Origin of the sequence: Sphingopyxis sp. H115 (genome assembly GCF_001468465.1) — a bacterium.
Lineage (GTDB): Bacteria > Pseudomonadota > Alphaproteobacteria > Sphingomonadales > Sphingomonadaceae > Sphingopyxis.
In genome coordinates this window covers 107,665-125,449 of sequence record NZ_LNSA01000002.1, presented here as the reverse complement: position 1 = coordinate 125,449, position 17,785 = coordinate 107,665, and the positions used below count along the sequence as shown (strand labels likewise).

The 17,785-nt window shown below is 64.0% G+C and carries 19 protein-coding genes; 14 read left to right on the top strand and 5 right to left on the bottom strand.

All coding sequences use genetic code 11. The features are described from left to right. Positions 1-131: 131 nt before the first annotated feature. Together ATE71_RS02245 and ATE71_RS02240 are read right to left on the bottom strand one after the other, a co-directional pair. Positions 132-548 (bottom strand): DUF2177 family protein, encoded by a 417-nt coding sequence (locus ATE71_RS02245; protein ID WP_321164260.1) that lies wholly within the window; start codon positions 546-548, stop codon positions 132-134. Beyond that, positions 545-1,210, bottom strand: coding sequence for a hypothetical protein (locus ATE71_RS02240; protein WP_058801800.1), 666 nt, complete (start codon positions 1,208-1,210; stop codon positions 545-547). The genes ATE71_RS02245 and ATE71_RS02240 overlap by 4 nt, the downstream gene beginning before the upstream one ends. A 73-nt stretch (positions 1,211-1,283) precedes the next feature. On the opposite strand from ATE71_RS02240, the gene ATE71_RS02235 reads away from it, so the two are divergent. The 5 genes from ATE71_RS02235 (at position 1,284) to queA (ending at position 4,960) form a co-directional block, all read left to right on the top strand. Continuing rightward, on the top strand, positions 1,284-1,547 hold the full coding sequence (locus ATE71_RS02235; protein ID WP_058801798.1) for an exodeoxyribonuclease VII small subunit: 264 nt from the start codon (positions 1,284-1,286) through the stop codon (positions 1,545-1,547). Between the two features lie 72 nt (positions 1,548-1,619). Continuing rightward, positions 1,620-2,474 (top strand): polyprenyl synthetase family protein, encoded by an 855-nt coding sequence (locus tag ATE71_RS02230; RefSeq protein WP_414892387.1) that lies wholly within the window; start codon positions 1,620-1,622, stop codon positions 2,472-2,474. Then, positions 2,474-2,980 carry a pantetheine-phosphate adenylyltransferase gene (gene coaD / locus ATE71_RS02225; protein ID WP_058801795.1) on the top strand — a complete coding sequence of 169 codons (507 nt, stop codon included), beginning with the start codon at positions 2,474-2,476 and terminating at the stop codon, positions 2,978-2,980. Before ATE71_RS02230 ends, coaD begins: the two co-directional genes overlap by 1 nt. Positions 2,981-3,103: 123 nt before the next feature. Continuing rightward, positions 3,104-3,874: a peptidylprolyl isomerase gene (locus ATE71_RS02220; RefSeq protein ID WP_082665045.1), complete on the top strand. Its 771-nt coding sequence runs from the start codon at positions 3,104-3,106 to the stop codon at positions 3,872-3,874. Between the two features lie 24 nt (positions 3,875-3,898). Then, a complete protein-coding gene (queA, locus tag ATE71_RS02215; protein ID WP_058801791.1) occupies positions 3,899-4,960 on the top strand; it encodes a tRNA preQ1(34) S-adenosylmethionine ribosyltransferase-isomerase QueA in 1,062 nt (353 codons plus the stop codon). Positions 4,961-5,038: 78 nt separating this feature from the next. Here the strand turns inward: queA and ATE71_RS02210 are convergent, their stop codons facing one another. Beyond that, positions 5,039-5,704, bottom strand: a complete 666-nt coding sequence (locus ATE71_RS02210; RefSeq protein ID WP_058801790.1) for a helix-turn-helix domain-containing protein — start codon at positions 5,702-5,704, stop codon at positions 5,039-5,041. Positions 5,705-6,282: 578 nt separating this feature from the next. On the opposite strand from ATE71_RS02210, the gene ATE71_RS02205 reads away from it, so the two are divergent. The 5 genes from ATE71_RS02205 to ATE71_RS02185 all read left to right on the top strand — a co-directional run bounded on the left by ATE71_RS02205 (position 6,283) and on the right by ATE71_RS02185 (position 11,985). Continuing rightward, positions 6,283-6,822, top strand: coding sequence for a hypothetical protein (locus ATE71_RS02205; RefSeq protein WP_152998605.1), 540 nt, complete (start codon positions 6,283-6,285; stop codon positions 6,820-6,822). A gap of 76 nt (positions 6,823-6,898) precedes the next feature. Continuing rightward, positions 6,899-7,552 carry a hypothetical protein gene (locus tag ATE71_RS02200; protein WP_058801786.1) on the top strand — a complete coding sequence of 218 codons (654 nt, stop codon included), beginning with the start codon at positions 6,899-6,901 and terminating at the stop codon, positions 7,550-7,552. 116 nt (positions 7,553-7,668) lie between these two features. Further along, entirely contained in the window at positions 7,669-8,523 is an 855-nt protein-coding gene (locus ATE71_RS22385; protein WP_058801785.1) for a hypothetical protein, read from the top strand. Next, positions 8,520-11,072 carry a fimbria/pilus outer membrane usher protein gene (locus ATE71_RS02190; RefSeq protein WP_058801784.1) on the top strand — a complete coding sequence of 851 codons (2,553 nt, stop codon included), beginning with the start codon at positions 8,520-8,522 and terminating at the stop codon, positions 11,070-11,072. Before ATE71_RS22385 ends, ATE71_RS02190 begins: the two co-directional genes overlap by 4 nt. Position 11,073: 1 nt before the next feature. Continuing rightward, complete coding sequence (locus tag ATE71_RS02185; protein WP_058801783.1) at positions 11,074-11,985, top strand: hypothetical protein; 912 nt, start codon at positions 11,074-11,076, stop codon at positions 11,983-11,985. 1 nt (position 11,986) lies between these two features. On the opposite strand, the gene ATE71_RS02180 is transcribed toward ATE71_RS02185, so the two are convergent. Beyond that, on the bottom strand, positions 11,987-12,406 hold the full coding sequence (locus ATE71_RS02180; protein WP_058801782.1) for a hypothetical protein: 420 nt from the start codon (positions 12,404-12,406) through the stop codon (positions 11,987-11,989). Between the two features lie 259 nt (positions 12,407-12,665). Here ATE71_RS02180 and ATE71_RS02175 point away from each other — a divergent pair, with 259 nt between their 5' ends. The 3 genes from ATE71_RS02175 (at position 12,666) to tgt (ending at position 16,577) form a co-directional block, all read left to right on the top strand. After that, positions 12,666-14,855 (top strand): EAL domain-containing protein, encoded by a 2,190-nt coding sequence (locus ATE71_RS02175; protein WP_058801781.1) that lies wholly within the window; start codon positions 12,666-12,668, stop codon positions 14,853-14,855. 61 nt (positions 14,856-14,916) lie between these two features. Then, positions 14,917-15,405 (top strand): hemerythrin domain-containing protein, encoded by a 489-nt coding sequence (locus ATE71_RS02170; RefSeq protein WP_058801780.1) that lies wholly within the window; start codon positions 14,917-14,919, stop codon positions 15,403-15,405. 47 nt (positions 15,406-15,452) lie between these two features. Next, the gene (tgt, locus tag ATE71_RS02165; RefSeq protein ID WP_058801779.1) at positions 15,453-16,577 is read left to right on the top strand and encodes a tRNA guanosine(34) transglycosylase Tgt; all 1,125 of its coding nucleotides are present in this window, start codon (positions 15,453-15,455) and stop codon (positions 16,575-16,577) included. Position 16,578: 1 nt separating this feature from the next. Here tgt and ATE71_RS22380 read toward each other — a convergent pair whose 3' ends face one another. Then, a complete protein-coding gene (locus ATE71_RS22380; protein WP_160327996.1) occupies positions 16,579-16,749 on the bottom strand; it encodes a NepR family anti-sigma factor in 171 nt (56 codons plus the stop codon). A 211-nt stretch (positions 16,750-16,960) separates the two neighbouring features. Between ATE71_RS22380 and ATE71_RS02160 the strand changes: the two genes are divergently transcribed. Beyond that, positions 16,961-17,755, top strand: a complete 795-nt coding sequence (locus ATE71_RS02160; RefSeq protein ID WP_058801778.1) for a response regulator — start codon at positions 16,961-16,963, stop codon at positions 17,753-17,755. Positions 17,756-17,785: the final 30 nt, after the last annotated feature.

The following is a 17,785-nucleotide window of genomic DNA, read 5'->3' as shown; positions in this document are numbered from 1 at the left end:
GGTGCAAGTCCTTGTCGATTGAACAAAACTTGCCTTCGAGCCCCTCTCTTCTTGTGCGGTGCAGCATGGCGGGCGATGCGCGCGCCAGCAATTGCAAAAAACAGAAATGTGATTGCGCGGAGTGAAGCGGGTCAGCCGCCGCGCGGCATCCAGGCAAGCACGAGCCGCGCCGCCGCGCCTGCGGCGAAACCCGTCGCGAGCGTGCCCCAGGCGATGTCAAGCAATGTGACCCTGGTCGACCAGATCTTCATCGTGGCATGGTTGGTGAGATCGTAGGTCATGTAGCAGAAAAAGCCGAACAGGGCGCCCCAAAGCGCCGCGACCTGCCACTTGCCCGCCGTCAGCGCGGGCGCGACCGCGAATATCTGGATGCCGAGAATGTATAGGGCATAAAAGATCAGCGCGGGGGCCGGTCGCCATCCGTCCATCAACAGCGCGCCGATTTCGGGGCGGTAGATTTTGACGACCATGATCCGCAGCCATATCGCATCGAGGATGCCGAAAAGGATCGCAGTCGCGACATAGCCCGCGGCGAATTGCGGCATCATGGCGTTTCTCCGGCCTTTCGAGGACGTCTGTTCGCGCCCGCCCACGCCGCCGTCCCCGCGAGCAGCGCATAGGCAGAGAGCATCGTCGCGGGGATGGCGAGCGAATAGGCGGGCTCTTTCGGGCCGAACCAGTCGATCGCCTGCACGAAGAGGAGCAGCGCGGCGAGTATCCAGAGCCGGCGATTGCCGCCCGGCGCCCCGGTACGGCGGGCATAATAAAGGAAGGCGGCGCCGATCAGCAGCAGTTCGAGCGGCATCGCGACCATCGGGTGGTTCCAGAGCCCGAACCCGAGCTTGGGCGGCGCGCCATAAAGCGTCAAATCGGGGATATGGACGATGAGGTCGATGAACCAGTGCGAGACGACCACGAGCGCGGCGCCGATGGCGGCTTCCTTGCTCCGTGTTACGACCCAGACGATCGTGCCGAATATCTTTGCGAAGATCAACGTGCCGAGCAGGCTGTGCGTATAGGGCATGTGATGCAGGTCCATCGGGTTCATCGCGGTGATCCCGGGAACGATCCGCATCGCCTCGATTCCGGGGACGAGCAGTGCCGCGAAGCCGATATCGACGAGCTGGGCGGCGACGAACAGCGTCCCGAGCCCCGCCGCCTTGGGGCGCGCTGCGGCGACCAGCGCCGGGGCGAAATGGCCGATGAACATGGCGCGACGCTATCGGGCAAAATCACCACGTCAAGCTTGACCGCGAGGGGGCGAAGGGGCCAAAGCAGGGGCCATGACGGATACCCCCGACCCCGCTGCCGCTCCCGACATCGCCTCGCTGTCGTTCGAAGCCGCGATGGGCGAGCTTGAAACGATCGTGCGGCGGCTCGAAAGCGGCGACGTCAGCCTTGAAGAGTCGGTAACGCTTTACGAGCGCGGCCACGCGCTGCGCGGCCATTGCGAAGCGCGGCTGGCGGCGGCGCAGGCGCGGATCGAGCAGGTCAGTCTGGGTGCCGACGGCCGTCCCGCGGGAACCATCCCCTTCGGCGAAGGCTGATCCGCCATGGCGCGCGCCGACGACCAGCTTTCGCGGGGAACCCAGTTGCTGCTCTCGACTCAGGCCGAGGTTATGGCGGGGATCGACCGGCTGTTCGACCAGCTGCTGCCCGTGCCGGCCGACCCGCGCGGGCCGCTCTATGAAGCAATGCGACACGCCGCGATCGCAGGTGGGAAACGGCTGCGTCCGATGCTCGTCCGCGCGGCGGGCGACCTGTTCCATGTCGATCGCGCGCTGACCCTGCGCGTCGGCGCGGCGGTCGAGGCAATGCACGTCTATTCGCTGATCCACGACGACCTGCCGTGCATGGACGATGACGACATGCGCCGCGGCAAGCCGACGGTGCACAAGGCGTTCGACGAGGCGACCGCGGTGCTCGCGGGCGATTCGCTCCACGCACTCGCCTTCGAATGGCTCTGCGACCCGGTGACGAGCGCCGACCCCTTCGTGCGCGGCGAGCTGTGCTGCGAACTTGCACGCGCCGCGGGGCCGGCGGGCATGGCGGGCGGGCAGATGATGGACCTCGCCGCCGAAACGTCCGATTTCGACCTGCCGACGGTGACGCGGCTCCAGCAACTCAAGACCGGCGCGCTGATCGCCTTTTCGGTCGAGGCGGGAGCGATCCTCGCGCGCATCCCGCCCGACGGACGCCGCCCGCTGCGCGGCTATGCGCGCGACATCGGGCTGGCGTTCCAGATCGCCGACGACATCATGGACGTCGAGGGCGACGAGGCGCTCGCGGGCAAGGCGCTGCACAAGGACGAAGCGGCGGGCAAGGCGACGTTCGTGACGCTGATGGGGCTGGAGCGCGCGCGCGAACAGGCGACGTTGCTCGTCGATCAGGCGATCCAGCACCTTGCCGGCTTCGGCGAAGAGGCGGCGCTGCTCCGCGCGATCGCGCGCTATGTCGTGGAAAGGGACCGTTGATGCGGGTGGGGGTTTATCCGGGCACGTTCGATCCGATCACGCTCGGCCATATGGACATCATCCGCCGCGGCGCGAAACTCGTCGACCGGCTTGTCATCGGGGTGACGACGAACATCACCAAATCGCCGATGTTCGACGACGACGAACGCATCGCTATGGTGAAGGCCGAGGTCGCCTCGATCGAGGGCGACATCCGCGTCGTGGGCTTCAATTCGCTGCTGATGGATTTTGCCGAGCGCGAGGGGGCGAGCGTCATCGTCCGCGGGCTGCGCGCCGTCGCCGACTTTGAATATGAATATCAGATGGCGGGGATGAACCAGCAGCTCAACGACCGGATCGAAACGATATTCCTGATGGCCGACGTCGGCCTGCAACCGATCGCTTCGCGTCTGGTCAAGGAAATCGCGATCTTCGGCGGCGACATCCATAAATTCGTGACGCCCGCCGTGTGCGAGGCGGTCACCGCGCGTATCGCCGAACGTGGCCTTCGTCAGGGCGAAGGGTGATACCATCCATTGAGCGTTCAGCTTTTTCCAGCTAGGGCGCGCCGGACGGGGCGCAGTTCCGGAATGTTACACAAAGGCCGATCCAGCATGAAATCTTCCTTCCGCCCCCTGGTATTGATGGCGATGGCATTCGGTCTCGCGGGGGCTGCCGCTGCGCAGGAGGCGCCGCCCGCGCCCGCGCCGAACCCCGAGGCAAGTCAGCCCGCGCCGCCGGTGGAAACGCCCGCTCCCGCTCCGGTCGAAACCCCCGCGCCCGCCGCGGAGGCGACCGACGCGGCGCCCGCGGCAGAGGTGCCCGCGGTCCCGGCGATGACCCCCGACCAATATATCGGCAACCCCGAATATATGCTCAACCTCGACCTTTCGACGGGCGGGCGTGTGGTAATCCAGCTTTATCCCAACGTCGCGCCGAACCATGTCGACCGGATCAAGCAGCTTGCCCGCGCGGGCTTCTATGACGGGATCAAGTTTCACCGCGTGATCGACGGCTTCATGGCGCAGACGGGCGATCCGACGGCGACCGGGCAGGGCGGATCGCAGCTTCCCGACCTCAAGGCCGAATTCAACGCGACGCCGCACCTGCGCGGCACGTTGTCGATGGCGCGCGCCGAGAATGAGGACAGCGCGAACAGCCAGTTCTTCATCATGCTCCAGCCGCGCTTCGCGCTCGACCGGCGTTATACGGCGTTCGGCCGCGTCGTTTCGGGCATGCAATATATCGACGCGATCCATAAGGGCGAGCCGCCCGAAGTGATGTCGCGCATGGTCCAGGTGTCGGTCGCCGCCGACAACAAGCCGATGCCGCCGGCATCGATGCTGGTCGAGGCACAACCCGCGCCGCCGCCCGCTGCCGACGTGAGCGTCGACGAACTCAACGCGCCGATCGCGCAGTAATCGCAGGCAGGCGCGCGAACCCACATGCGCGTCGACGCCTTCGATTTCGATTTGCCGACCGATCGCATCGCGCTGCGTCCGGCGCGCCCGCGCGATGCCGCGCGGATGCTGGTGGTCGATGGCGCGGCCATCGCCGATGCCGGGGTGCGCGACCTGCCGGCGTGGCTCCGCCCCGGCGACTGCCTTGTCTTCAACGATACGCGCGTGATCCCCGCCCAGCTCGAAGGCCGTCGAGGCGTTCGAGATGATGGCGCGCAGAGCGCCCCGGGGGCAAAAATCGGCGCGACGCTGCACAAACGCATCGACTTGCGCCGCTGGCAGGCGTTCATCCGGAACGCCAAGCGGCTGCGCGTCGGCGAAACGGTCGATTTTGGCGAGGGCGTAGCCGCGCTGGCCGAGGAGCGACTGGCCGACGGCAGCTTCATCCTCGCCTTTGCCGGCGACGAGCCCGTCGAACTGTTGCTCGAACGCGCCGGAACCATGCCGCTGCCGCCCTATATCGCGGGCAAGCGGGCGACCGATGAGGACGACCGCCGCGACTATCAGACGATGTTCGCGCGCGAAGACGGCGCGGTCGCGGCGCCGACTGCGGCGCTGCATTTCACGCCGGGCTTGCTCGAGGCGCTCGCGGCGGCGGGAGTTAAGACCGAGACACTGACGCTCCACGTCGGCGCGGGCACCTTCCTGCCGGTAAAGGCCGACGATACCGAAGATCATGTCATGCATGCCGAATGGGGCCGGATCGACGCCGAAACCGCGGCGCGGCTCAACGCGGTCCGGGCAGCGGGCGGACGCGTCCTCGCGGTCGGCACCACCAGCCTGCGCCTGCTCGAAAGCGCCGCGCGCGACGATGGACAGATCGGACCATTCGCGGGCGACACGGCGATCTTCATCACCCCCGGCTATCGTTTCAAGGCGATCGACGGGTTGATGACCAATTTCCACCTGCCGCGTTCGACCTTGTTCATGCTCGTCAGCGCACTGATGGGGCTGGACACGATGCAATCGGCGTACGGGCACGCAATCGCGGAAGGCTACCGCTTCTACAGCTATGGGGACGCCAGTCTGTTGTTGCCGACGCGGTAAGCCGGAAGAGCGCGGCTTTCCGGCTTGTCCGGGGGGGCAGGGCGGTGCGCCGGCGCGGGCGGCCGATCCCGGTCCGCTTTAGATTTCGATGATGATCCTGATCTTGTCGAGATCGACCTCGGCCGCCTTGGCGATGTCGTCCTTCGCGCGTGCGATGACGTCGCCCAGGCTTTCGGCTTCTTCGATACCGAGCAATTCGGAAAGCTCGACCCCCAGCAAGACCGCCAGCGTTTCCATCCGGCCGGCTTTGGGCCGCGCCTTGTCCTGTTCCCACGCCGAAATCGACGGTTCGCTGACGCCGAGCTGTTTTGCAATTTGCGACTGGGTCAGCCCCCTCGTCGTCCGCAGCCGCTGCAGCCGGGCACCAAGACTTTCGGCCTTCGGCGGTTCCGACGCGGGCAAGGTGCTCCCCTGTGGTCCGACGACGCTGCGCAGCTGCGCGGCGCTGAGCGTCGCCGACGAGACGGGCGCGTCGAACTGACAGCCATGAATGCGCGCGCTGGTCCAGACGACCTTGGCCCAGGTCGGCCCGGCGTGCGGCAGGCCGATTTCGATCCGGTCGCCGATATCCAGCGCGATTTCGCTTTCGATCAGCAGGCCGGTCGATGAAATATTGTGCACCAACACGGACACATCGCCGCCGCTCGGCTTCGCGCCCTGCAATTGCAGCCGAAGCGTGTGGCGAGCGCTGCGCAGCTTGCCGCGCGAGGCTCCGCTGGTGTCGATATATGCTGGAATCGCCATAGCCTGCCTGATCAGCCCGCTGGCGTTAAGGGCGCGTTACCGCCCACGCAAATGCCGTGCGACCATATGTGCGATCGCGGCGACCGCTGCCGGTTCCTGCCCGCCCAAATTTCCTCGAAATCACAAACGACTCGCCTTGCTCGCCGGGGCCCGGAGGCGTTCGATACAGGCCCGGCCGGTGTTCGATCATGCCTGCCGTGGCGGGAACTTAGCTATTGGCTAAGTCGCCTCAATTCGCTTCGTCGCATACCGATTTCCGGGGGCAGTCCAGCGATTTTGGCACTCATAGCGCCATAAGTTGTTAAGATCGTGAAGTTTATCGACCTTCCGGCCGCCTTAACATTTGATCGTCCACTGTCTCAAACTCGAACAGGCCGTGCGCGCTGCGGCCGGGCCGGGCGAATCCTAAGCGCCCGGGATTGCTTATGTAAATTATTTGTTTATTTTCCCGAAGGGATTTGAACGATTCTTTAGTTCACTGCGGTGGACGACAGGATTGGGCCCGCGACGTGCCTTGGACCAACAAAGGCATGTTTGCGGGATTGGGGGTATTTTTGGCATATATCGATCGTCAGTTCGTGGCGCGATTCTGCGCGGCTGCAGCGCTTATGCTGTTGTCGGCGGGGGCGACCACTGCGAATGCCAAGGACAGCGGCGTTGCGTTCGATGGCGTGTCGCTCAATGTCGTTCTTTCGGGCCATATCACGGCGAAATGTTCGGTCGGCGGCGGCGGCACGGTCAACCTCGGCGAACTGGCCGGTGACAAGCAGGCTACCGCGCGTTTCGACGTCGGGTGCAACGTTCCTTTTGAAATGATTTTCCGGTCGGCTTCGGGCGGGATTGCCCATGCCACGCGACCGCAGGGCGAGGGGCCGTATGTCGGCCTCGTCCCTTATCGGCTGGGCGTGACCGTTCCAGCGCTGTCGCCACTGCCGACGCAACTTCACGCCGATTTCACAAGCAATCAGATGATCGCGGGCGCCGCGCTCAACAGCGGCGACGCCATCGCAGCCGGGGGCGGCGAAATCCGCCTCCAGACAGAAATGACGCAGGGCCGCGATCTGCTGGCCGGCCAATATGTGGATTCGATCACGATCGTCATCAATCCCCGCGTCTGAAAGATGCTGGCTCGTGAAGCCAGTAGGGTCGTTGGTAAGTAAGTGCATGTAAGTAAACGTGAAAGGGAGTAATAAAATGAAGTTTTCGCATCTGATTATCGCCGCTTCGGTTGCCGCTCTGAGCAGCACCGCCGTTTCGGCCCAGACCACCGTTTCGAACGCAACCTACGTCAATCCGGCCAACCCGGGCAACGTCGGCACGGCGAGCTCGTCGGAAACCGCCGACTTCACGATCCAGGGCACCGTCAGCCAGGCTTGCGTCCTGGGCGCCGGCGGCGACCTGAACGACGTGAACTTCGGCACGATCGGCATCTATGCCGATGCGACGAGCACCGTTGAAAACGTGTTCACCTCGGTCGGCCCGGCCAACGGCCACACCCGCACCAACCTCGCGGGTTGCAACACCGCAAACCGCATGACCGTCCGCAAGGGCAATGGTGTCGACGGCCTGCGCAACACCACCAACACCGGTGGTTATGACGGCAACGTGTTCCAGGCGAACATTCCTTACTCGATCGCCGCCCAGTACACGGCGGGTGCCGTCGGCACGATGGTGCCGCAGGCTTCGATCAGCCAGTTCTCGGTCAGCACGACCGAAGACCAGGACTTCAAGGAAAATGCAGCCTGGAAGTCGGGTGCGGCGTTCCGCATCGACATCTCGGATCCGACGAAGGCGCTGGTTGCCGGCACCTATTCGGACACCGTGACGGTTGAACTGGCTGCCATCTAAGGCGCTGGACAATAGATGTCGTGGGGGACTTTATGTCCCCCCGGCATTTGCTTTTTGGGGGACGGGGGATGTGCGGGCGCAGTTCGCACGACAATTCTCCCTCGTGCGAGGGGTAAATGGCAAAATTCCGGCTGACGGGCCTTTTCACGAAACTGCGTCTGGGCGCGGTTCTTCTCGTTCTGGGCATCATCGCGTCGACATCGGCGCTCGCGATGCGGGTTTCGCCGATGGTCTCCGAACTGTCGACATCGGGCAGCGGCGCCGTCGCGCGTATCGAAGTCGGCAATGTCGGCTCGGTTTCGATGCCGTTCGAAACCAAGATCACCCGCATCGATTTCGACGAAGACGGCAAGCTGATCGAAACTCCTGGTGATGAGGATTTCATCACCTTTCCGCCGCAGGGGCTGGTTCCCGTATCGGGCCGGCAGGTCGTCCGCGTCCAGTGGATCGGTCGCCCCGACATCCCGACGTCGCAGGCCTATTATCTGTGGGTCCGCCAGTTGCCGGTCGAAACCAACCCGCAAAAGATCCAGGGCACCGACGCGTCGGTGTCGATCGATATTCTTTACACGATGAAGGCGCTGATCATCGTCGCCCCGCCGGGCGCGAAGCCCGAAGTCGAAGTGGCGTCGCTGGTGCCCGAAATGATCGTACCGCCGACACCCGACATCGACCCGTCGCTGCAGTCGGCCACGCCTGCGGATGCCAAGCCGCCCGAACCGCAGCCCGGTTTGAAGGTCGTCGTCGTGAACAAGGGCAATCGCTATGCCCTGATGAGCGGCGCGAAATGGGTGCTCACCGCGACGACCGCCGATGGCAAGCCGTTCGAACGCACCTACGGCAACGAGGAAGTGGCGCAGCTTGTCGGCGTGGGCTATCTGGCGCCCGCGGGCGGAAAGCGTACTTTCTCGATTCCGACCGGAACGGCGCTCGACCCAGCCAAACCGATGACGATGCGATTTGTCCGGTGAGGGCCTGGGTCCGCGCCGCGGGCAGCGCGATCGCCATCAGCGTCGGGATGTTGAGCGCAGGCCATGCTTCGGCCTCGGGCGTCGTGCAACCTGCTCTGCCAGTCACGAATCTCGCCCAGAGCGCGGTTCCCGCCGCGCCTGAGGCCGTGCGGCGCGCCGACATCAATCCCTATAATCGCGATATCGAGATTACCGCCCCGCTCCAATTCAACCGGCGGATATTGGGCGAACTGCCCGTGCTGCTGACCGCCGATGACCGCTTCGTCGTGGGCACCGAAGGGTTTCTTTCGCTGATCGGTCCGCTGCTGACGTCCGAGGCGCAGGGCGAACTGCGCGCGCTGCTCGGTGACAAGCCGCGCTTCCTGCCCGAAGAGGTCGCGGTGTCGGGGATCCGGCTCGAATATGATCCCGAGCAGCTCGCGGTCCTCGTGCTCAAGATCGCGCCCGAAAAGCGCTCGATCGAAACTCTCTACCAGAACCGCCAGGCGGAAGAGCCCGGCGACCCGCCCGTGCCGTTCAGCGCCTTCATGAACATCAGCACGACGGTCTCGCGCCTTTCGCAGACCGGCAATATCGAAAAGCCGGAGCTGTTCCTGAACGGGGCCGTTCGGTACAATAACCTGGTCCTCGAAGCGGATGCCCAGGCACGCCGCGATTTCTTTACCGACAAATATAAGGTTGAGCGCCGCTACGCGCGGCTGGTTTACGACCAGCCGGAGCAGGCGCGGCGCTGGTTCCTCGGCGATCTCGAGCCCGAGACCCGCGGCCGCCAGAGCTTCCTCAACATGGGCGGGATCGGCGTGGTGCGCCAGCGCCAGCGGTTCGACTCGTTTCGCAACAATGTCCTGTCGGGTGGTCGGCGGCTCGTGTTGCAGGAACAGTCGACCGTGCGCGTCATGCGCAACGGCATCTACCAGCGCGAATTCACGCTCGACCCGGGGCAATATGATATCTCGAACCTGCCGCTCGATACGGGCAGCAACAATATCCAGATCGAGGTCCAGGGCATTTCCGGCGCGCGCGAAACCTTCGACTATCAGGCCTATCTCGATACGATCGACCTCGAACCCGGCGACTACGAATATGGCGCCTATCTCGGCGTCCTCGATGATGGCGGGTTCGGCAATCCCGATTATTCCAGCGGGACGCCCGTTTTCACCGGCTTCTGGCGAAAAGCCTTTTTGAACCGGCCGGCGATCGGTTTTGGTACGCAGCTTTCCGAAGACGTCCAGAACATCACCGGACAGACCCAGTTCCTGCTCGCGAACAGCGGTCGCATCCGCGTCGATGTCGGCGGCAGCCACAGCAAGGACGAGGGAGCGGGTTTCGCCGCGACGGTCGGCTATGACCAGATCATTGGCGGGGCCACCGGCTACGACACGCTGACCGTCGTTCTCGACTATACGTCGCGGAATTATGCGACGGTAAGCTCGATCGAGGGCGTCAATCCGATCTCCTTCAATCTCAGCGCCGCTTATACCAAGCGGTTCTCGCACAAGCTGTTCGCGAGCACCAATGTCTCTTTCCGCAAGAGCCGGAGCCCGCTGTTCGACGATTCCTACAGCATTTCCTCGACCGCCAACTACCGGTTCAACAAGGAATGGACGCTTCAGTTCGGCGCTGAATATGTGAAATCGGGTTTCCCGAACGGGTTCGGCCGCAACAATGGTTTCGGCGTGACGGTCGGGCTGATCTGGCAGCCGAGCTACAATCGCCGTGCCGAGGCGCGCTATAATTCGCTGCGCAACAATGGCAGCGCGCGTTACCAGAAGACCGTCGACAACCGCGCCGGTTCGTTCGGCTATTCGCTGGCGAGCAATTACAACGATGGATCGACCTCGATCGGCGGTCAGCTCGACTATGTCGGCAACCGGTTCGATGCGAACCTCACGCACACGGTCTTCGGCGAAAACTTCGACAATATCGGCGACAATCAGGTCACGACGCTGCGGGTCGGCAGTTCGATCGCCTATGCCGGCGGCCGGGTCGCGGTCGGACGCACGATCAACGACAGCTTCGCGCTCGTCTATCCGCACAAGACGCTGAAGGACCGGCAGGTCATTGTCGGCGACGCGCTGGAGGGCGGCACCTATGTCAGCAAGAGCGGCGCGCTTGGCCCGGCGGTGCAAAATTCGCTGACGTCGTTCCTCAACCAGTCGGTCCGCTATGACGTAATCGACCCGCCGCGCGGCTATGATATCGGGGACGGGGTCAAACGCGTAAGACCGGCTTACAAGAGCGGCTATGTCATCGAGGTCGGAAGCGCCGCATTCGTCAGCGCGATCGGCACGCTGAAGGGTCGCGACGGCCAGCCGCTCAAGCTGGTCAGCGGAATCATGCGGCGCACCGATCGGGCCGATGCGAAGGAAGAACCGTTCTTTACCAATACGGTTGGTCGCTTCGCTATCGCCAAGCTGGAGCCCGGCGCCGAATATAATGTACAGTTCCATTCGGGTGGCCACAGCGGCTTCACGTTCAAGGTACCGGAAGACAATGACGGGCTTTTGGATCTCGGCATTGTCGAACTCGGGCGCAGGGAAGGCCAGTAGCATGACGATATCGCGCAAGACTGGAAGGAGCCGGCTGTTTCTCGGCGCCGCCGCCGTTTGCGTCGGGGCCTTGGTGCCGGCCGCGGCACAGGCGTGCACGCTGTCGGTCGAACCGGTGCAGGACCAGCTGATCATCCGCCATAATCCGCTCGAGGATGGCGCGGCCTTCGGCACGTTGGAGATCAATATCGTCAACCGGGGCGACGGCGAATGTGTCGGCCGGCTGGGCGCATCGCTGCGGGGGGAAACCTTCGGTTTCCGATCCGAGGATGGCGCGGCGCCGATCCCTTACCAGCTTGTCGACGAGAAGGGCAGCAACGACATTACGCCGCGTGCCGGCCGGAACATCCAGGGTATGGGCGGGCGGCTCATCCGGCTGATGCCAGGCGAACGGACGATGGAATTGCTGTCGGTCGCCGCCGCCCCCGATAGCGCGACATCGCAGGGCCGCTATACGCAATCGCTCGACCTGACGGTATCCGGTGACGACGGCATGCTGCTCGGCACCAGGCCGCTGACGCTGGGGATCGACGTCCTGCCCGCCGCCATGATCGGCCTGAAGGGGCAGCTCGCGCGCGCGCGGGGTACCAACTCGGTCGATCTGGGTGAACTGGTCCCGGGAACGAAGGACCTCCCGATCACGCTGTACGTGATCTCGACGGGAGGGTACCGGGTATCGGTCGTCTCGGAAAACCAGGGCCGGCTCAAGCATGAAAATGCCGGATGGTATGTCGACTACCGGTTGCGGATGGGGCGGTTCGACCTCGACCTGACGTCGCCGGCCGGTTTCGAAATCGTCTCGAACCGGGCGCGTTTCGACAATTACCCGGTCAGGATCGAAATCGGCGAAACCGCCGGCAAACGTGCCGGCGGCTATATGGATACGGTGACCTTCACGGTCGCCGCGCTGTAATTCAGATCGGCTGGATCGTCAGCGAAAGCGTCAGCGGCGTTTCCAGCGACACCTCGTCGAAACGATAGGCGATCTGCTGGATGCGCGGGCCATATTCGCGGTGCACTTCCTGTATGCCGAGCGCCGACAGTTCGACGGTGCTGTCGCCATAGAGCAGGCGCGCACGCTCGGTCTGCGCCAGCGGGCGATATTGCGCCGAGACCATATAGCCCGACGCATTGTTGCACCCTTCGGTCACGAGACCCGGCGAATTGCCGAGCGCGTCGGCATAGATGCTGTGATCGACCCAGCACGCCATCGGCACCGTGGCGGTGACTTGAAACGTTCCCATGGCCTGCTGGCTTGCCGCCGCGGCCGGTGTGGACGCGAGCAGGGCCGCAATGCAGCCCAGCTTCGTCACATTCTGTATCGCAGTCGCCATTTCACGAAAGCCCCTACAAGTTCGAGGACCTTCATACCGGGCAAGTAGTTAATGCCCTGTTCTCCCATTCTGGTTAACAATTCATGCCGTAAACGCTGAAATTCGAGGTCACGGTGCGATGGGCGGGGCGTCGATATGCCAATTCCCCGGCCGCTGTTCTGCGGTGATCGCTGTCCCGCTCCGGGACGGCTTATTTACACTATCGCAAGGCATTGCGGGCATAGCGGCCAAAGTGTGGGGATCAGCAAGAGTTTGATTGATGGATGTTCCATCGCAGATGGATTTCGGGGACCGGGGGGATGACAGTGGCGAAGAGGGCCAGCGCGGCTTCTTCGGCATGATCGGCTCACGTATCGGCAAACAGCGCGGCGATGCCGTACCCAACCTGCACACGCGCGAAGCGCTGCTCCTGCTCCAGAATTATGAAGAAAGCGGCCAGGGATGGTTCTGGTCGACCGACGCCAAGGGGCGGCTGACCTATATCACCGATTCGGTCGCGCGGTTGATGGGACGAACGCGCGCCACGCTGCTCGGCACGATGTTCACCGACCTGTTCCTGCCCGCCGACAGCCATGGCGAACGCCAGCGCACCTTGCCCTTCCTGCTCACCCGGCAATCGAAGTTCGAGGAATTGCCGCTGCGCAGCGCGTTCGAAGGCGACGGCCGCTGGTGGGCGATATCGGGGCGGCCCCAGTTCGACGGCGACCGGTTCACCGGCTATCGCGGCAGCGGCACCGATATCACCGCGCAGCGCCGATCGGCCGAGGATGCGTCGCGGCTGGCGCTTTACGATTCGCTGACCGGGCTCGCCAATCGCTTCAATATTTCGAAAAAGCTCGACACGACGCTCGCCGCCTTTTCGCAGCAGCAGCGCGCGTGCGCGATCATGCTGCTCGACCTCGACAGGTTCAAGCAGGTCAACGATACGCTCGGCCACCCGGCGGGCGATGCGCTGCTGAAACAGGTTGCCGAACGCCTGCTCAAGATCGTTGGCGACAAGGAAATGGTCAGCCGGCTCGGCGGCGACGAATTCCAGATCATCCTCCCCGACATCGAGGATCGCGGCAAGCTCGGCGACATGGCGGCCGATATCATCGCCAGCCTGTCGCAGCCCTATTCGGTCGAGGGCAGCCGCTGCATCATCGGCGCGTCGGTGGGCGTGGCGATCGCCCCCTTCGACGGCGTCAGCAGCGACGATCTCGTCCGCAATGCCGACCTCGCGCTCTACGCGGCCAAGGGCAACGGGCGCGGCCGTTTCGCATTCTATTCGAGCGACCTTCACCAGGCAGCCGAACAGCGCCGCGCGCTCGAAGAAGATTTGCGCGACGCGCTGGCCCGCGGCGAGATCGAATTGCGGTACCAGCCGGTCGTCCACGCCAAGTCGAACATCGTGACGGGCGTCGAGGCGCTGGTTCGCTGGACGCATCCCGAACGCGGGCTGATCTCGCCCGCTGTGTTCATCCCGATCGCCGAGGAAGCCAATCTGATCTGGCAGCTTGGCGAATGGGTGCTGCGCAAGGCGTGCGAGGACGCGTCGCGCTGGCCGGGCGACATGCGCGTGGCCGTCAATGTGTCGCCGATCCAGTTCGCCAACGCCGACCTGCCGAAAGTCGTCGCCAACGCGCTCGCCGCGACGGGTCTTGCACCCGACCGGCTCGAACTGGAAATTACCGAAAGTGTGTTCCTCGGCGATTCGGCCGAAACCGGCCGCATGTTCAAGGCGCTGAAAGGGCTGGGCGTCCGTCTCGCCCTCGACGATTTCGGCACCGGCTATTCGTCGCTCGGCTATTTGCAGACGGCGCCGTTCGACAAGATCAAGATCGACCAGAGCTTCGTGCGCGGCGCCACCGAGCCCGAATCGCGCAACAGCGCCATCATCGCCGCGATCGTGGCGCTCGCCGAAGCGCTGGAGATGGAAACGACCGCCGAAGGGATCGAATCGCTCGACCAGCTCGACCTGATCCGCCGGCTCAACGTTAGCCATGTGCAGGGCTATGTTTACAGCAAGCCGGTGGCGAATGCGGAATTGCTCGACCATGCCGAGGCCGGAACATGGACGATCAAGCCCGCCGGTCCAGCGCGCCAGCGCAACGATCGCTTTTCGCTGTTCCGCAAGGTCGGCGCGATCCACGACAACCACCGCTACAATGTCGTGATCCGCAACCTGTCGGCGACGGGGGCCTTTATCGAAGGCATTTTGGACGTGCCCGTCGGCACGCGCTTCGTCATCGATTTCGGCGAGGGGCAACTCGTCACCGCAACCGTCCGCCGGTCGATCAAGCACCAGCAGGGCGTCGAATTCGAACAGACGATGGTCAGCGACGGCAATGGCGGCCTCTGCACGCGGCATCGCGTTTCGCCCTATCTGATCGCGGCGGCGGCGCAGCAGACCGACAGCGCGCTCGCGCTGCCGTCCTTTACGACGACCAGCGACTGGAAAGCCGCCTGACACCGGAACCCGGCGGGCGCTGACCCGTTTTGTCTTCGACCATCACCGGACGGAGACCAACATGAGCCAGACCAAAATCTTTGCGCGGCTGAAGGCCGATCACGACCGCCACCGCGAACTGCTCGACCGCATCGACGCGACCCATGGCGACAGCGACGAGCGACGCGCGCTCTTCGAGACCTTTCGCGTCGAGGTGACCGCGCATGCGGCGTCCGAGGAAATGTCGCTCTATGCGACGATGCTCGCGAACCCGGACCTGCGCGACGAGGCGCAGCACAGCGTCGCCGAGCACAAGGAAATCGAGGATTATCTGACCGAACTTTATGAAATGGACTTTTCCTCGACCGGCTGGCTGACGCGCTTTCGCACGATGAAGGAACGCTATCTCCACCATATCGACGAGGAAGAGGAAGAGATGTTCCCCGAGGCCGAAAAGGGCCTTTCGGAGGCAAAGAAGCGCGAACTCGTCAAGATTTTCGAAAAGGAGAAGCCGAAGGAAAAGGCCAAGGCGGCGGACGAGGAACCATCGAGCGAACACGCAAAGGCCTGAGCGCCCGGCCTCGACTTTCGGCGCGCGTCCCGCCATAGGCGCGCGCCATGACCGACAGATTCGCCTTTTCGATTGCCGCGACCGACGGCGCCGCGCGGACGGGCACGATCCGGATGCGGCGCGGCGAGATTCGCACGCCGGCGTTCATGCCCGTCGGCACCGCGGCGACGGTGAAGGCGATGCGTCCTGCTGAGGTGCGCGCCACGGGCGCCGACATCATCCTCGGCAACACCTATCATCTCATGCTCCGCCCGAGCGCGGAGCGCATGGCCCGGCTTGGCGGGCTGCACGATTTCATGGGCTGGGACCGGCCGATCCTGACCGACAGCGGCGGCTATCAGGTGATGAGCCTGTCGGCGCTTACCAAGCAGAGCGAAGAAGGCGTCGCGTTCAAGAGCCATCTCGACGGCTCGCGGCACATGCTGACCCCCGAACGCTCGATGGAAATCCAGCGGCTGCTCGGCAGCGATATCGTGATGGCGTTCGACGAATGCCCGCCGAACGGCGTCGATGCGAAGCGCGCCGAGGCCAGCATGGAACGCTCGATGCGCTGGGCCGCGCGCAGCCGGGCCGGGTTCGATGCCGGCGAGGAGCATGCGGCGCGGTCGGCGCTGTTCGGCATCCAGCAGGGCTCGCTCGACGAGACATTGCGCGCGCGTTCGGCGGCGGCGCTGACCGACATCGGTTTCGATGGCTATGCGATCGGCGGGCTCGCCGTGGGCGAGGGGCAGGAAGCGATGTTCGGCGTCCTCGATTATGCGCCGGGCCAGCTTCCCGCCGACAGGCCGCGCTACCTGATGGGGGTCGGCAAGCCCGACGACCTGGTCGGCGCCGTCGCGCGTGGGGTCGATATGTTCGATTGCGTGCTGCCGACGCGGTCGGGGCGCAACGGCCAGGCCTTTACCCGGGACGGGCCGATCAATATCCGCAACGCGAAATTCGCCGAAGATCGCGAACCGCTCGACCCGTCGTGCGGCTGCCCGGTGTGCACGACCTGGTCGCGCGCCTATCTTCATCATCTCGTCCGCTCGAACGAAATACTCGGCGCGATGCTGATGACGCAGCACAACCTGCATTTCTATCAGGATTTGATGCAGGGTATGCGCGAAGCGATCGTCGCTGGGACCTTCGCCTCGTTCCAGGGCGATTTCGACGCGCGCTACCGGCGCTGATTCAATCGAGCTTGCTCAGCAGGTCGAGCAGCGATTGGGGAATTGTCTCGTCGACGGTCGATTCATAGGCGCGGCGCAAGGCACCGTTGACATCCTGCCCCTTGGCGGATGGCTTCTTTTCCAAGGTCTTTCCCGAATTTTCACCGTGCGGCGAACCGGTTTTCGACGACATTATAGGGGCATCCGCTGGGACATGGGGCCTTTTGCTAACCGCGCATGAACCAAAGAGCAATGGCGCGTTTGGTTCTTTCCCATGAAACCAATTTGCGGCTAAATCGTTCCCTAAGGTCGAAATATATCGGAATGGTGGGCTGGGGGGCAAAAAGACCTGTCCCTTTTCCGGACGGTCACCGCCGATTTCGACGCTAATCAGGAGGTAGAATATGTCATTGGGTCAGTCGGTTGCACCGCATCTTCCCTATCTGCGGCGCTATGGCCGGTCCATTTCCGGGAGCCAGAAAAATGGCGATGCGCTGGTCGCTCGCCTGCTCGAAACGCTTGTCGTCAATCCGGGCGCGGTCGATGCGGCCGGCGATCTGCGCATCCAGCTTTACCGGATGGTGCACGACAATTTCGGGCTGATGGCCGAACAGACGGGCGCCGGCGAGGAAATCGCGCACAGCGACATCGCCATTGCCGACGCGCGGCTTCGCCGCATTCCGTCGCTGGCGCGGCAGGCGCTGCTGCTCACAGCGGTCGAAGGTTTCAGCTTCGAGGATACGGGGCGGATCATCGGGCGCGATGCCGAAGCGGTGCGCGCCCTGATCGACGAAGCGACCGACGAGATCGACCGCCAGACGCGCGCGCGCATCCTGATCATCGAGGACGAGCCGATCATCGCGATGGATATCGAAATGATCGTCCGCGACCTCGGCCACGATGTCGTCGCCGTCGCGACGACGCATCGCGAGGCGGTCGACGAAGCGCAGAAGCACCAGCCGGGCCTCGTGCTCGCCGACATCCAGCTTGCCGACAACAGCTCGGGGATCGAGGCGGTGCAGGAAATCCTCACCGATCTCAAGGTGCCGGTCATCTTCATCACCGCCTTTCCCGAACGGCTGCTCACCGGCGACCGGCCCGAGCCGGCCTTCCTGCTCACCAAGCCGTACCAGCCCGCGACGCTCCGCGCGGCCATCTCGCAGGTGCTGTTCTTCGACGAATCGACGATCCCGGCCTGAATATCGGGCGAGGGGTTGATACCGCAGGGG

What these genes read in the sequence shown, in the direction of transcription:
- ATE71_RS02245 (WP_321164260.1), bottom strand. Translation starts at nt 548, where the DNA reads ATGATGCCGCAATTCGCCGCGGGCTATGTCGCGACTGCGATCCTTTTC.
- ATE71_RS02240 (WP_058801800.1), bottom strand. Translation starts at nt 1,210, where the DNA reads ATGTTCATCGGCCATTTCGCCCCGGCGCTGGTCGCCGCAGCGCGCCCC.
- ATE71_RS02235 (WP_058801798.1), top strand. Translation starts at nt 1,284, where the DNA reads ATGACGGATACCCCCGACCCCGCTGCCGCTCCCGACATCGCCTCGCTG.
- ATE71_RS02230 (WP_414892387.1), top strand. Translation starts at nt 1,620, where the DNA reads ATGGCGGGGATCGACCGGCTGTTCGACCAGCTGCTGCCCGTGCCGGCC.
- coaD (WP_058801795.1), top strand. Translation starts at nt 2,474, where the DNA reads ATGCGGGTGGGGGTTTATCCGGGCACGTTCGATCCGATCACGCTCGGC.
- ATE71_RS02220 (WP_082665045.1), top strand. Translation starts at nt 3,104, where the DNA reads ATGGCATTCGGTCTCGCGGGGGCTGCCGCTGCGCAGGAGGCGCCGCCC.
- queA (WP_058801791.1), top strand. Translation starts at nt 3,899, where the DNA reads ATGCGCGTCGACGCCTTCGATTTCGATTTGCCGACCGATCGCATCGCG.
- ATE71_RS02210 (WP_058801790.1), bottom strand. Translation starts at nt 5,704, where the DNA reads ATGGCGATTCCAGCATATATCGACACCAGCGGAGCCTCGCGCGGCAAG.
- ATE71_RS02200 (WP_058801786.1), top strand. Translation starts at nt 6,899, where the DNA reads ATGAAGTTTTCGCATCTGATTATCGCCGCTTCGGTTGCCGCTCTGAGC.
- ATE71_RS22385 (WP_058801785.1), top strand. Translation starts at nt 7,669, where the DNA reads ATGGCAAAATTCCGGCTGACGGGCCTTTTCACGAAACTGCGTCTGGGC.
- ATE71_RS02185 (WP_058801783.1), top strand. Translation starts at nt 11,074, where the DNA reads ATGACGATATCGCGCAAGACTGGAAGGAGCCGGCTGTTTCTCGGCGCC.
- ATE71_RS02180 (WP_058801782.1), bottom strand. Translation starts at nt 12,406, where the DNA reads ATGGCGACTGCGATACAGAATGTGACGAAGCTGGGCTGCATTGCGGCC.
- ATE71_RS02175 (WP_058801781.1), top strand. Translation starts at nt 12,666, where the DNA reads ATGGATGTTCCATCGCAGATGGATTTCGGGGACCGGGGGGATGACAGT.
- ATE71_RS02170 (WP_058801780.1), top strand. Translation starts at nt 14,917, where the DNA reads ATGAGCCAGACCAAAATCTTTGCGCGGCTGAAGGCCGATCACGACCGC.
- tgt (WP_058801779.1), top strand. Translation starts at nt 15,453, where the DNA reads ATGACCGACAGATTCGCCTTTTCGATTGCCGCGACCGACGGCGCCGCG.
- ATE71_RS22380 (WP_160327996.1), bottom strand. Translation starts at nt 16,749, where the DNA reads ATGTCGTCGAAAACCGGTTCGCCGCACGGTGAAAATTCGGGAAAGACC.
- ATE71_RS02160 (WP_058801778.1), top strand. Translation starts at nt 16,961, where the DNA reads ATGTCATTGGGTCAGTCGGTTGCACCGCATCTTCCCTATCTGCGGCGC.